The sequence below is a fragment of the Streptomyces sp. NPDC015127 genome (assembly GCF_043080095.1).
Classification (GTDB): domain Bacteria; phylum Actinomycetota; class Actinomycetes; order Streptomycetales; family Streptomycetaceae; genus Streptomyces.
On the sequence record NZ_JBIBVE010000001.1, the window covers coordinates 1 to 12,592 of the forward strand.

A 12,592-nucleotide genomic window follows, 5' to 3' on the forward strand; every position below is an offset into this window, starting at 1 on the left:
CGGCTCTACGACGAGACGAAAGCCTTCCCAAACCAGCCACTGGCAGATCATTCCGCCATCGCGGCTTGACGCTTATCCGCGTGGGATGTCTTGTCGCCCCCGACGTGATCGGGCGAGTTCGTGGACGTCCACCAGCCTGTCGGGGCACTCGAATCTCTTCCAGCACGGCAATCATCTGCGGTGCGTCTCCCCACTGGCCGGGCGTGATGACGAACCCGAGCGGGCGGCATCCGCCTTCCCCGGCGAGGTGGATCTTGCAGGTCAGCCCGCCTCGCGAGCGTCCAAGAGTCTCATCGGAGGGGTGACGGGCCGGCCTGCTTCGGCGGCCTGGGATCTTCGGGCCACGAGTAGAGGCACCGGCCGCGTGCTGATGAGCGCGGCAGGTCGTGGAGTCGACGCCGACCATGCTCCAGTCGATCCAGTCTTCCGCATCGGCGTCGGCCTGGACGGCCCGCAGGATTCCTCAAGGGGGCGACGTCGGCCGCGTCGCACTGCGAAGCCGTGTGGCCGGCGTTACGGTGTGCTTGACGGTGTGCCGCCCGTCCCCAGCGGAGGTGACAGCCGTGGCCAACTCTGTCATGGACGATGTTTCCAGCCGGCTGCGCGTGGCGTTCCACCGGCTCCAGGACTGGTCCTACCCGGATGAGATCGATCACGCGCTCTTCCAGGCCTACATGAAGACCTCGCACGACGTCGGAGGCGAGCCGGACGCCCCGGCGACGTTCGAGGAGAAGGAAGAGGAGCAGTGGGAACTCAACACGTTCGTGACGTGTGAGGTCCTCGGCTGGAGAGGGATCTGGACGTCCGAGGAGCGCAGACGGCTCGGCAACGTCGACGTCGGAAGGACGACGTACCTCGGCTTTCCCTACTACGGCCGCTGGCTGTGGGCCGTCGCCCGCTGCCTCGTCGACAAGCGTCACATCACGCTCGGCGAGCTGATCGAGCGGGTCGGCGAGGTACGCGAACGTCACGCCCGTGGCAACGTTCCGGTCGATGCCGCGCCCCGCGCCACCGGGGAGGGAAAGGCGGTCCCCAGGAACCGCCATCACACCGAGGCGGTGGGCAAGGGAGACCCCCAGTGCTTCGCCGGCATGGCGGGCGCTCCCCGGCTCGCGGTCGGTGACGCCGTCCGGGTGCGGGATCTGCCGACGATCTTCTACACACGGACCCAGGAGTACCTGCGAGGCAAGCCCGGGACGGTCGTCAAGGTGTCGTACGAGAGCCCGGCGCCGGAGGACGAGGCCTTCGATCGCGAGGACGAGAAGCCCGAGTGGTTCTACATCGTGCGCTTCACGATGGCCGACCTGTGGGAGGGGTACGCGGGCTCCCCGAACGACACGCTCCAGGCGGAGATCTCGGAGCGCTGGCTCCAGCCGATCGCCTAGACCAAGACCCCCCCATCAGCGAGAGGACCAGGCTTGCCGAGATGACCCAGCACGAAGAGACAGACGAGGCGAGCCACGACCCGGCTCAACGACACGGAGCACCGATGGTCGAGGAGGTCACCGACTTCGAGGTGCTGGAGATCGCGTTGCGCGAACTCGCGATCGAGAAGGGACTGTTCACCGCCGAGGACCATCGCCGCTACACCGAGCACGTCGAGCAGCTCGGACCGGCGCCCGGTGCCCAGTTCGTCGCCAAGGCCTGGCTCGAGCCGGATTTCAAGCGACTGGCGCTCGAGGACGCCCTCGCCGCCTGCCGGGAGGTGGGAATCGACTGGCTGGAGCCGACCGGTTTCGGGACTCCCAGCGATTTCACGGCGCTGCAGGTGCTGGAGGACACGCCGACACTGCATCACGTGATCGTGTGCACCCTCTGCTCCTGCTATCCCCGCCCGCTCCTCGGCATGTCGCCCGAGTGGTACCGGACGCCGAACTACCGGCGCCGCATCGTGCGCTGGCCCCGCCAGGTCCTCGGAGAGTTCGGCCTCCAGCTTCCCGAGGACGTCGAGATCCGCGTCGAGGACTCCAATTCCAAGCACCGGTTCATGGTGCTTCCGGTCCGGCCGGAAGGGACGGAGGGATGGAGCCAGGAGCAGCTGGCGGAGATCGTGACGCGTGACTGCCTGATCGGCGTCGCCCTTCCCAAGCCCGGCGTGACCTCGAACACGGCCCGCCCGGTGCATCCCGCGATCCGCCCGGCGGACAATCATTAGCCACCGAGGAAGAAGAGATGCCGACCGATCACGACATCACGACGGTCAGAGTGCGGACGCTGGAGCGGATCGTCACGCGCGGACAGGTGTGGCCACGCATGGCGGAGAAGTACGGCGTCACCAAGCCGGTGCCACCCTGGAAGTCGAGTCTCGACGGGATGTGCGACGCGCTCGACAAGGAGGAGGGAGCGGTGTTGCCACCCCTCGCGCGTCGCGACGAGGAGGACCTGCTCTCCCGTGAGGTGTACGGGACGCTGCCGTTCCCGGAGAATCAGCTCGTCGCGCTGGCGCACTCCCTGATCGCCAGGAAAGTCGTGGACGAGACCGCGCTGGCCGACCGCATGGAAGCAGTGCGCGCGCGGCTCGAAGCGGGTGAGTCCTCGTACCTGTCTGATGATTGATCTTGTGGTGGGTCGTGGTGAGCTGACGGATACAGCGTGGCAGCGGATAGCGTCGCTGCTGCCGGGTGTTGATGGTCGTGGGCGGCTGCCGGCGGCAGGCGGCAGGCCTTCGGCCGAGAGCTCTACAAGCCCCGCAACGTCGTCGAACGCTGCTTCAACCGCCTCAAGCAGTTCCGCGCGTCGCCAGCCGTGGTCGTCTGCGCGGTGGAGGCAGCCGCGGTCGACTGCGCGGTCGTCGCCGCAGCGCCGGCGATGCCCATGCTGAAGAAGCGATCGGCGGTGCTCCTGCCCTGCGTGAGGAGCCGGCTGAATCCCTCTGCTCCGCGCAGCCGTGGGCACCGGCGCTGAACTCGTCGTGCCACACGACGAGATACCCATGGCCGACGGCGTAGGAATGTTCCTGCGCCATACCCCTGGCACGCCTTGAAAGTGCGTTGCCCTGTCGGTGACCTGGTCGGCAGTCCTCTGGCCGCGGCCAGCAGGCTCCTGCTTTACGCCCTGGGGACCGATCACCAGCCGTGGTGGGCCAGCCAGGGGTACGCACCAGATACACGTAGCCTGTGCCGTTCGGAATGACACACCGCCGATGCACCCGAGGGTTCGGTCCTCGGCGGGGCAAACAGTCGTTACGCTCGTGCCTTCCCACCCGCACAGCAGCGCCGGTACTCGGCGCCCCTCGCGCCTATGGTGACGACGTCCCGCTCACGGCCGCCGGGCATCCGGGACGCAACGGGAGCTGGGGGGCATCCGATCGGAGTACCGGTGAACTGGTGAAGTTCGGGGCGTCAGCGCCAGTCGTACGGCCTGTCCGTGGTGGAAGGCTCCACTATCGAGTCACCAGGCACGGGACGGAGAACCGATGGCGCAGGACCAGCAGGAGACCGTGCCGACCGAGCAGGCGCCCAACAGGCGCATCAGTGCCGGGGTCAGGCTCATGGGCTGGCTGACGACCACGGATCACAAGGTCATCGGCAATCTCTACATGGTCACCGCGTTCGGCTTCTTCGTGTTGGCCGGGCTGATGGCCATGATCATGCGGGCGGAGCTGGCCCGGCCCGGCATGCAGGTCGTCAGCGCCGAACAGTACAACCAGCTGTTCACCATCCACGGCACCGTCATGATGCTGCTGTTCGCCACCCCGATGTTCGCCGGCTTCGCGAACGCCATCATGCCGCTTCAGATCGGCGCACCTGATGTCGCCTTCCCCCGCCTCAACGCGCTCACCTACTGGCTCTTCCTCTTCGGCGGGATCATCGTGGTGTCCGGGTTCGTCATCCCGGGCGGCGCGGCCCACTTCGGCTGGTTCGCCTACGCCCCGCTGAACAACGCCGTCTTCTCCCCCGGTGCCGGCGGAGACCTGTGGACCATGGGCCTCGTGCTGTCCGGGATCAGCACGACTCTCGGATCCGTCAATTTCATCGCCACCATCGTCTGTCTGCGCGCGCCGGGAATGACCATGTTCCGGATGCCCATCTTCACCTGGAACATTCTCTTCACCTCGATCCTGGCGCTGCTCGCGTTCCCGGTGCTCGCCGCCGCGCTGCTCGCCCTCGAAGCCGACCGGAAGTTCGGCACCCACATCTACGACTCCGCCAACGGCGGTGCGTTGCTGTGGCAGCACCTGTTCTGGTTCTTCGGCCACCCCGAGGTCTACATCGTTGCGTTGCCGTTCTTCGGAGTGGTGAGCGAGATCATTCCCGCGTTCAGCCGAAAGCCGATGTTCGGGTATTTCGGCATGGTCATGGCCACGATCAGCATCACCATGCTGTCGGCAGTCGTCTGGGCTCATCACATGTTCGCGACCGGAGCGGTCCTTCTGCCGTTCTTCTCTGCCATGTCGTTCATCATCGCCGTGCCCACGGGCGTCAAGTTCTTCAACTGGATCGGCACCATGTGGCACGGCAGCCTCTCCTTCGAGACACCCATGCTCTGGGCGGCGGGCTTCCTTGTGACCTTTCTCCTCGGCGGTCTCAGCGGGGTGCTGATCGCCTCTCCCCCGCTGGACTTCCACCTCACCGACTCGTACTTCATCGTCGCTCACCTGCATTACGTGCTCTTCGGCACGGTGGTCTTCGCGATGTTCGGCGGATTCTATTTCTGGTGGCCCAAGTTGACGGGGCGCATGCTCGACGAACGTATCGGGCGTATTCACTTCTGGACACTGTTCTCGGGGTTCCAGATGACCTTCCTGGTGCATCACTGGCTCGGGGAGTCCGGAATGCCCAGGCGTTACGCCGACTATCTTGCGGCGGACGGATTCACCCTGCTCAATACGATCTCGTCCATCGGCTCCTTTCTGCTGGGCCTGTCGACGCTGCCGTTCCTTTACAACGTGTGGCGCACCAGCCGATATGCACCGAAGGTCGAAGTGGACGACCCCTGGGGGTTCGGCCGCTCCTTGGAGTGGGTGACCTCCTGTCCACCCCCGCGGCACAATTTCCATGCTCTGCCGCGCGTGCGCTCCGACTCGCCGGCCTTCGACCTGAACCACCCCGAGACGGTGAAGAAGGAGAAGCCACCCCTCGGCCCAGGTGGGTCCCCAGCCCCTGAGGGCACTGAAAGGGAGGTCGACGGATGAAGACCGAGGCCATCGTCTTCGCCGGAGTCGCGGGGTTCTTTCTCGTGACCGACGTTCTCTACGCCGTATGGTCCCGAGATCCGGCCGGTACGGCGGCGCTCACCGTCTCGTTCCTCATGGCGTTGCTGATCACGTTCTTCTTCGCCACCAACTACCGGAGGAAGGGACTTCGCCCCGAGGACCGCAGGGACGGGGACGTCCATGAGAGAGCCGGTCCGGTGGACTTCTTCTCTCCGCACAGCATCTGGCCGGTGACGACCGCCGTAGGGACGGCTCTGGCCGCCCTCGGGGTGGTGTTCGGCCTGTGGCTCTTCCTGATCGGGCTGGGTGTGCTGATGGCCGGGGTGTTCGGGATGGTCTTCCAGTACGCACGTCCGCAGGCCTGAGGCCAGCTCCTCACTCCTGGTGCTCGTCCACCCGCTCCGGCGGCGCCGTCCGTTCCGCGATCAGAGACCTCTGCTCGTCCGTGACAGGCAGCTGCACGACGTCTCCGTAGTACCAGCCGCTCAGAACGATCCTCAGCCGTCGACGACGAGAAACAGGCCCCTCGGCCGGTAGCTGCTCCAGGGGTGCCGGCACATCACGCATCAGCAGGCGGTAGCGGGCGGTCGGGTTCAGGCCGCGGTGGCCTTCGGAGAGTTCACCGTACGCCGACTGGATCACTTGTCCGGTTTCGTCGCCCACAGTCAGCCGGTCGCGGTCCCGCACCTGGAGCGCGAGGCAGAGGCGTTTGGTCAGCGCGAAGGCGAGGGGCGGGGCGACGACCAGCGCAACTCTGAGGATCCATGTCGTGGCCTCGACCGAAATCCGGAACGAGAACGCGACGACGTCGTTGCCGCCGGCGACCAGAAGCACGGCGTAGAAGACGATGCCCGCCACGCCCAGGCCCGTACGGGTCGGCCGGTTGCGCGGCCGGTCGCACAGATGGTGTTCCCCGCGGTCGCCCGTCACCCACTTCTCGAAGAAGGGATAGAGGAACAGCACCGTGAAGACGACGCCGGGCAGCACGATCGTCGGAACGAACACATTCCACATGATGGTGTGACCCGCGATGTTCGTCTCCCACGGAGGCATCAGCCGGAGCGCGCCCTCCAGGAACCCGACATACCAGTCCGGCTGTGCGTTTCCGGATACCTGGTCGGCGCGGTAGGGGCCGTAGTTCCAGACTGGGTTGATCTGGGCGAGCGCGCCCATCAAGGTCAGGACGCCGAAGACCAGGAGGAAGAAGCCGGTCGTCTTCGCGGTGAACTGAGGGAACATCGGCGAACCGACGGCGTTCCGGTTGGTCCTTCCCTGGGCCGCCCAGTGAGTGTGCTTGAGATAGACCACCAGGATGAGGTGAGCGGTGATCAGCGCCACGATCAGGCCGGGCACGAGCAGGACATGCACGATGTACAGGCGAGGGAGGATGACATTGCCCGGGAACTCCCCTCCGAAGACGAACAGCTCCAGATAGGTGCCGACAACCGGAATCGATCCCACGATGGTGGCCGCCGTCCTCAGGCCCGTACCGGACAGCAGGTCGTCGGGAAGCGAGTAGCCCGCAAAGCCTTCGAGGAGCGCGAGAACGAACAGTGTCACGCCCACGATCCAGTTGGCCTCCCGCGGCTTCCGGAAGGCGCCGGTGAAGAAGATCCGCAGCATGTGAACAGCGATGGCGGCGACGAACACCAGCGCCGCCCAGTGGTGGATCTGACGGATCAGCAGACCTCCGCGCACCGAGAAGCTGATGTTCAGGGTGCTCGTATAGGCCTGGGTCATCGTCTCGCCCTGAAGGGGCACATAGGCACCGGTGTAGACGCTCTCCATCATGCTCGGATCGAAGAACAGGGTGAGATACACACCGGTGAGGAGCAGCACCACGAAGGAATAGAGGGCGATCTCGCCGAGGAGAAATGACCAGTGGTCGGGAAATGCCTTCCGCAGCAACTGTCCGGCCAGCTCGCTGACGGGCAGCCGCCCGTCCACCGCACCGTATCCACGGACGGCCACCTGCTCGGCCTGGGCCTTCATCTGCGCCTTACGACTCCGCAGAGGCATGCACCACTCTCCCGTCGACCCTCCTTACGCCATGCGCTCCCTGATCAACACAGCCCCGTCAGCGCAGGGCTACTGGCCCACACCAGCACCCCGGCCAGGAGCATGTCGGCCTCCGGACATGGACAGAGGCGGTGACCACCGACGCCCTCCCGACCCCGCAGTCCCCGGCAGAGCCGGGGCGCAACGTGTCCTCCAGATCGCCCGGCGGCGGCATCCTTCGGGAGACACCTGCTCAGCTTCGGCCGACCGTTCGTGGTGGAATACGTGGGGATAGGGTGGGTGGCGTTCAGGCATGATCCACGAGTTGCGCAAAGCCCCGCTGGCGCGCGCAGTGTGCACAGCAGAAGAACTGACCGTCCGCTTGAAGGCCGTGGCCCAGGATGCGGCACTGGCAGTTGTCGCAGATCGGTGCCATCTTCTGGGCGGCGCACTCGATACTGTCGAAGGTGTGGACTGCCCCTGCGGCATGAACCTCGAACGCCATCTCGTAGTCGTTGTTGCAGACCTCGCACACGGCCATGAACGTCAGCTCCTCAATAAGCGATGCATGGACAAGACAGCGGCCTGTGGCAGACCTTCCTGGACGGTAGCGAGGAGGCGTGCCGAATCTGCGACGGCACGGTGACCGGGGTCCGGCCGACTTACCTCAATCACTCAGCTGGGTGCGGTGCGACTCCGCGGTCCTGTGGTGCGCAGTGTTGCTGCCGGCCTCGTCAGGCGGCAGCCCGGTCCCGGTGATCGCGCGGTTGGTCCAGGCCGCCGAGGACACGGTCCATAGCGTGAACCACCGGTTCAACGAGAGATCAGCCTGCGCGCGAAGCCCAGCGCGGCATAGAACCGGTGCGCGTCCTCCCGCCGCTTGTTGCTGGTCAGCTGGACAGGCGCGCAGCCACGCACGCGTGCCCGCGCCACCGCGCGATCCATCAACGTCCGGCCGAAACCCGCACCGCACGGCACGCTCCGCATCACCCTGCGGCCGTTCGCACCCAAGCCCGTGGCAGGTGATGCCCCGCAAGTTCTCACCGAAGCCGGAGGCGCTACGCGGCACGTTCGCCCTGCCGCCCGCGCCCAAGGCCCTCACGACAGCGATCTGATCCGGATCGGCCGCCACAACACACCTACATCACTGGAAGGTTGAAATGGGGATCCCCACACCGCGCCGGTCGCACCGAACATCCGGACAATACGCCCGCCATGCTGCGACGGGACCCGGTCCCGGGGACGCATCCTGGTCCCCCCGCATCAAGCTGCGGAATCCGTGAATCCGCCGACGATCGCTCCGTAGCCGATGTGGGCGAGGACGGTGACCACCGGGGTGCCGGGCCCGTAATTGCGCATCAGGAAGCCGGGCGGTTCCAGCAGCGCCACGTGTGGGGCGCTCGTCAGGGGGCTGCCCATGCGTGGGTGGACGAGCGGCAGTAGGAGGTTGACCAGTGCGGTGCCGGCGAACAGGCCGTGGGCGAGCCCGAACAGGGCACCCAGCCACCAGCCCGCCTCGCCGATGGCGGCGAAGACGGCGAAGTAGACGAACGCGAAGATCTGCCCGTTGAGGAAGTGCATCAGGTAGCCGATGGCCTTGGCGCGGGCGCGGTTGGCGGTCACCGCTGTGCCGAGGAGGAACGGCAGGTCCATGCGGGTCAGTCTCAGCTCGCTGGCGGCGCGCAGCGCGGTTGTCAGTGCGAGGGTGCCGACGAAGGCCCCTGCGGCAGTTCCCCACGCGTTCACCGTGCTGTGTCCTTGTTCGCGGCGGTGATGGCGCAGGCGGCGCTGATCAGTGCCAGGTGGCTGAGGCCCTGTGGCAGGTTTCCCAGGAAGTCGCCGGTGGCGGGGGCGATCTCCTCGCTGTAGAGGCCGACATCGTTGGCCAGGCCGACCAGCTCGTCCATCAACTCGATGGCCTGCGGCAGGCGGCCGGTGCGGCCGAGGGATTCTGCGAGCCAGAAGGAGCAGGCGAGGAAGGCTCCTTCGCCGCCGGCGAGGCCGTCTTCCCCTGAGTACCGGTCTACGTAGGGGCCGTGCCGCAAGCGGCGGTCCAGCGTGCTGATCGTGGCGTGCATCCGGTGTTCATTGCCGCCGTATCCGTAGAGGTGGCCCAGCAGGACGGCGGCGTCCAGGTCCTCGGCGCCGGCGGCGCGTACGTAGCTGTCGCGGTCGGGTGAGAAGCAGCCGGACTCGATGAACTCTGTGATCTCGTCGCGTGCGGCGTGCCAGCGCTCGAGGTGCCGGTTGGGGATCAGGCCGTGCTCGGCGAGGTCGGCGGCGCGGTCGAGTGCCACCCAACACATCATTTTCGAATGGGTGAAGTGCCGGGGCGGGCTGCGGACCTCCCAGATGCCCGCGTCCGGTTGCTGCCAGGCCGTGCAGACGAGGTCGGCCACCTCGGCGAGACGGCGGGCAACGTCGGCGTCGAGATGACCGGTCGCCAGCGCGTACTGCCAGGCCGTCTGCATCAGCTCGCCATAGGTGTCCAGCTGAACCTGGCCCACGGCGGCGTTGCCGACGCGAACCGGCCCCGAGCCGCGGTAGCCGTCCCAGGGCAGGGTCTTCTCCGGGGCGCGGTGCCCGCCGTCCAGCCGGTACAGCACCTTCAGCTCGGGGTGGGTGAGCTGGGAGGCGTGCATCAGCCACCAGAAGTAGGCGTGTGCCTCCGCCGGGCAGCCCAGCCGCAGGAACACGGCCAGGGTGAAGGCGGAGTCGCGCACCCAGGAAAAGCGGTAGTCCCAGTTGCGTTCTCCGCCGATCTCCTCCGGCAGCGAGGTCGTCACCGCCGCCGCGACCGCACCGGAAGGGGCGTAGACCAGCAGCTTCAGCGCCAGCAGGCTGCGCATCACCGCCTGATGCCACCGCCCGGTGTACGGGTGGTCGTGCGCCCAGCTCCGCCAGGCCGCACATGTGGCGTCCAGGCGGCCCTCGCAATCGGAGCGGGCCGGCAGGACGAGAGGCTCCTGATGGGCGAACGGCATCGCGATCAGCGCGCGTCGGCCCTGGCCGATTTCGAAGCGGCCGCTGATCGCCCTGTTGTGGCATGCGGGTTCGCCGGCGTCCCAGGCGCAGACCGCCAGCGCGTCCCTTCCGGCTGTTGCCACCGGGAAACCCGCGCGCCGGGCAAGCCTCGTGGGAGCGGTGCCGTAGGCGAAGCGGGGCTCGACGCTCCAGTGCAGCGGCACGGATCCGGACAGCCCGTCGATACGCCGCAGCAGCTCGCGCATCGGTGTGAGCGTCGCGTCGTCGTGCAGGGTGAGCGCGTCGATGACCCGGACAGTTCCACGGCCGGTGACGAAGGTCGTCTCCAGGACGTTGGTGCCGGGCAGGTAGCGGCGCTCGGTCCGGTAGGGCAGGGACGGTGCGAGCGTGAACCGGCCGCCGCGGGCGGCGTCCAGCACGGCGCCGAACACCGCCGGCGAGTCCAGGTCGGGCAGGCCCAGCCAGTCCACCGACCCGTCCCGGGCGACCAGCGCGGCGGTGCGGCCGTCACCGATCACCGCGTACCCCCGCAGCGGAGCATAGCCACCAAGGCGCACGTCCCCGGCCGACGGCATCGGATCAGTGGCCCTTGCCGGAGAACCGCTGGTGGTTCCCATGAGACCACCTTCCCATCCGCCCCGGCGTGCCGCCCGCGCGCCGGTTCTCCTACCGCCGGTATGCCACGGGGGCCGGTCGTCGGGCACGCGTGAGGCGGGTGAGCCCCGCTGGCGCTCACCCATCTCGTCGCCGTCTGTGCCCGCGTGGGAGCTGTCAGCGCGGCTGCCGCTTGCCGTGGTAGCGCTGAGCGAGCCGGGCCAGGGCCACCGCGCCGAGCAGCAGCCCGAAGTCGCGCAGCGCGATGTCGTAATGCCCGGGGATGGTCAGCAGATTGACGATGATGCCGGCCAGCCATCCGGCCACCAGCCAGCCCCCGAAGCGCGGAGCGAGGGCGACGACAAGGCCCGCGACGATCTCGATGACGCCGACCGCGTACATGGCCGCCTGGGCGCTGCCCGGGACGATGTCGTCGATCCACGGCGCGAGGTAGAGGGGCCAGTCCACGAGCAGGTTCATGAACTTGTCCAGCCCGAACAGGATCGGCGCCACGGTGAACCCCGTGCGCAGGATGGCGAACGCCTGGTAGCCGGGATCGGCGAGAGCGGCCCGACCGGGGGCGGCGGATGTGGAGGTTGTGCTTGGGGACGACATGACGCCCTTCCTTCTATCGGCAACTCTCACTGACAATAGAAGCGCGCAAACCTTCTTTAGTCAATGGCTTTGGGTTTTACACTGGTGTTCGTGGACCACCCGAAAGAAGCACCCCACCCCGACGTCTCCGCCGTCGCCGCGCTCGACGAGCCGACCCGCAGGAGGCTGTATGACCACGTCGTGCGCCAGCCGGGACCGGTCAGCCGCGACGAAGCCGCCGAGGCTCTCGGCCTTGCCCGGAAGACCGCGGCCTTCCACCTGGACCGCCTGGCCGACGAATCACTGCTCGACGTCGTCTACGAGCGGCGCAGCGGACGCACCGGTCCGGGAGCCGGCCGGCCCGCCAAGCTCTACAAGCGCTCCACCAAGCAGGTCACCGTCAGCCTGCCCGAGCGGCACTACGAACTGGCCGGACGGCTCCTCGCCCAGGCCCTGGAGGAATCCGAGGCCACCGGCGAACCGGTACGGACCGTCCTGCACCGAAAGGCCCAAGAGCTGGGCACGCAGATCGCCGGACAAGAGCCATTGGGTGTCTTCGACCTGCTGGAAGACAACGGGTTCGAACCTCGCTATGACGGTGGGGCCATCGTCCTGGGCAACTGCCCCTTCCACGCGCTCGCCCGCGACCACACAGAGACCGTGTGTGGCATGAATCTCCACCTGCTCCGCGGCGTGCTGGAAGGACTCAACGAACAGACGCTCCAGGCGTGCCTGGCACCCGGCCCCGGCCACTGTTGCGTCCGTCTGCAGCCGGATTCCTCACCGCCCGCGGGCGTCGCGCGGCGCCCCTGAGACCTGCCGTCACCTGCCGAGGCAGGGATCCTCCCTCAGCCACGAGTGGTACGTCATGGACTCGCCGTGGTCGGGTTCAACACAACCTGCTCCTCCTGCACAACGCCCTGCTTCCGCAGGACATGGGCCCGGGCATCCACCTCTGGTTGGTCGAGGCCCTCGTCTACATCCTCCTGACGATGCTCGCCCTGCTGGCCCCTGCCCGTCGTGGACTGCCTGGAACGGCGCTTGCCGTTCGGACTGCCCGACCGCACCCACATCACCGACGCGGGCACCGCGTTCTGGCTGTTCGCCCTCGGCTGGGCGGCAGCCCGGGCGAAAACGGTGCCCCAGAGGCTCCTCATCACGGTCGCCGCGCTCGCCACCGTCCCGGGGATTCTCCCCGGCGAGCCGCGCCGCGAACTGTTCGTCATGGCCGGCTTCCTGCTCCTGGTGTGGTTCCCTTACCTGCCG

General features: G+C 67.4%; 12 protein-coding genes and 2 pseudogenes. 7 read left to right on the plus strand and 7 right to left on the minus strand.

Annotated features, from left to right (window positions below; translation table 11 throughout):
- Window positions 1-89 precede the first annotated feature (89 nt).
- Window positions 90-460, minus strand: a pseudogene (locus ACF08N_RS00005) (IS5/IS1182 family transposase); the annotation flags it as partial.
- Between the two features lie 103 nt (window positions 461-563).
- Here ACF08N_RS00005 and ACF08N_RS00010 point away from each other — a divergent pair.
- The 6 genes and pseudogenes from ACF08N_RS00010 (at window position 564) to ACF08N_RS00035 (ending at window position 5,520) form a co-directional block, all read left to right on the plus strand.
- Window positions 564-1,385: an SH3-like domain-containing protein gene (locus ACF08N_RS00010; RefSeq protein ID WP_392322236.1), complete on the plus strand. Its 822-nt coding sequence runs from the start codon at window positions 564-566 to the stop codon at window positions 1,383-1,385.
- 41 nt (window positions 1,386-1,426) lie between these two features.
- Window positions 1,427-2,155, plus strand: coding sequence for a thiocyanate hydrolase subunit gamma (gene scnC / locus ACF08N_RS00015; RefSeq protein ID WP_392322237.1), 729 nt, complete (start codon window positions 1,427-1,429; stop codon window positions 2,153-2,155).
- Between the two features lie 17 nt (window positions 2,156-2,172).
- Window positions 2,173-2,556 carry a hypothetical protein gene (locus ACF08N_RS00020; protein WP_392322238.1) on the plus strand — a complete coding sequence of 128 codons (384 nt, stop codon included), beginning with the start codon at window positions 2,173-2,175 and terminating at the stop codon, window positions 2,554-2,556.
- An 87-nt stretch (window positions 2,557-2,643) separates the two neighbouring features.
- Window positions 2,644-2,736, plus strand: a pseudogene (locus ACF08N_RS00025) (IS5/IS1182 family transposase); the annotation flags it as partial.
- 754 nt (window positions 2,737-3,490) lie between these two features.
- Window positions 3,491-5,134: a cytochrome c oxidase subunit I gene (gene ctaD, locus ACF08N_RS00030; protein ID WP_392322852.1), complete on the plus strand. Its 1,644-nt coding sequence runs from the start codon at window positions 3,491-3,493 to the stop codon at window positions 5,132-5,134.
- Window positions 5,131-5,520, plus strand: a complete 390-nt coding sequence (locus tag ACF08N_RS00035) for a cytochrome c oxidase subunit 4 (protein WP_392322239.1) — start codon at window positions 5,131-5,133, stop codon at window positions 5,518-5,520. Before ctaD ends, ACF08N_RS00035 begins: the two co-directional genes overlap by 4 nt.
- Before the next feature lie 10 nt (window positions 5,521-5,530).
- On the opposite strand, the gene ACF08N_RS00040 is transcribed toward ACF08N_RS00035, so the two are convergent.
- The 6 genes from ACF08N_RS00040 to ACF08N_RS00065 all read right to left on the minus strand — a co-directional run bounded on the left by ACF08N_RS00040 (window position 5,531) and on the right by ACF08N_RS00065 (window position 11,347).
- The gene (locus ACF08N_RS00040; protein ID WP_392322240.1) at window positions 5,531-7,174 is read right to left on the minus strand and encodes a cytochrome bc complex cytochrome b subunit; all 1,644 of its coding nucleotides are present in this window, start codon (window positions 7,172-7,174) and stop codon (window positions 5,531-5,533) included.
- Between the two features lie 286 nt (window positions 7,175-7,460).
- Window positions 7,461-7,694, minus strand: coding sequence for a hypothetical protein (locus ACF08N_RS00045; RefSeq protein WP_392322241.1), 234 nt, complete (start codon window positions 7,692-7,694; stop codon window positions 7,461-7,463).
- A 272-nt stretch (window positions 7,695-7,966) separates the two neighbouring features.
- A complete protein-coding gene (locus ACF08N_RS00050) occupies window positions 7,967-8,140 on the minus strand; it encodes a GNAT family N-acetyltransferase (protein ID WP_392322242.1) in 174 nt (57 codons plus the stop codon).
- 276 nt (window positions 8,141-8,416) lie between these two features.
- Complete coding sequence (locus tag ACF08N_RS00055; protein ID WP_392322243.1) at window positions 8,417-8,899, minus strand: hypothetical protein; 483 nt, start codon at window positions 8,897-8,899, stop codon at window positions 8,417-8,419.
- A complete protein-coding gene (locus ACF08N_RS00060; protein WP_392322244.1) occupies window positions 8,896-10,755 on the minus strand; it encodes a glycoside hydrolase family 15 protein in 1,860 nt (619 codons plus the stop codon). Before ACF08N_RS00060 ends, ACF08N_RS00055 begins: the two co-directional genes overlap by 4 nt.
- A gap of 154 nt (window positions 10,756-10,909) precedes the next feature.
- Window positions 10,910-11,347: a hypothetical protein gene (locus tag ACF08N_RS00065; protein ID WP_392322245.1), complete on the minus strand. Its 438-nt coding sequence runs from the start codon at window positions 11,345-11,347 to the stop codon at window positions 10,910-10,912.
- A gap of 84 nt (window positions 11,348-11,431) precedes the next feature.
- On the opposite strand from ACF08N_RS00065, the gene ACF08N_RS00070 reads away from it, so the two are divergent.
- A complete protein-coding gene (locus ACF08N_RS00070) occupies window positions 11,432-12,139 on the plus strand; it encodes a helix-turn-helix transcriptional regulator (protein ID WP_392322853.1) in 708 nt (235 codons plus the stop codon).
- The last annotated feature ends 453 nt before the right edge of the window (window positions 12,140-12,592 follow it).

What these genes read in the sequence shown, in the direction of transcription:
- scnC (WP_392322237.1), top strand. Translation starts at nt 1,427, where the DNA reads ATGACCCAGCACGAAGAGACAGACGAGGCGAGCCACGACCCGGCTCAA.
- ACF08N_RS00020 (WP_392322238.1), top strand. Translation starts at nt 2,173, where the DNA reads ATGCCGACCGATCACGACATCACGACGGTCAGAGTGCGGACGCTGGAG.
- ctaD (WP_392322852.1), top strand. Translation starts at nt 3,491, where the DNA reads ATGGGCTGGCTGACGACCACGGATCACAAGGTCATCGGCAATCTCTAC.
- ACF08N_RS00035 (WP_392322239.1), top strand. Translation starts at nt 5,131, where the DNA reads ATGAAGACCGAGGCCATCGTCTTCGCCGGAGTCGCGGGGTTCTTTCTC.
- ACF08N_RS00040 (WP_392322240.1), bottom strand. Translation starts at nt 7,174, where the DNA reads ATGCCTCTGCGGAGTCGTAAGGCGCAGATGAAGGCCCAGGCCGAGCAG.
- ACF08N_RS00045 (WP_392322241.1), bottom strand. Translation starts at nt 7,694, where the DNA reads ATGGCCGTGTGCGAGGTCTGCAACAACGACTACGAGATGGCGTTCGAG.
- ACF08N_RS00050 (WP_392322242.1), bottom strand. Translation starts at nt 8,140, where the DNA reads ATGCGGAGCGTGCCGTGCGGTGCGGGTTTCGGCCGGACGTTGATGGAT.
- ACF08N_RS00060 (WP_392322244.1), bottom strand. Translation starts at nt 10,755, where the DNA reads ATGGGAACCACCAGCGGTTCTCCGGCAAGGGCCACTGATCCGATGCCG.
- ACF08N_RS00065 (WP_392322245.1), bottom strand. Translation starts at nt 11,347, where the DNA reads ATGTCGTCCCCAAGCACAACCTCCACATCCGCCGCCCCCGGTCGGGCC.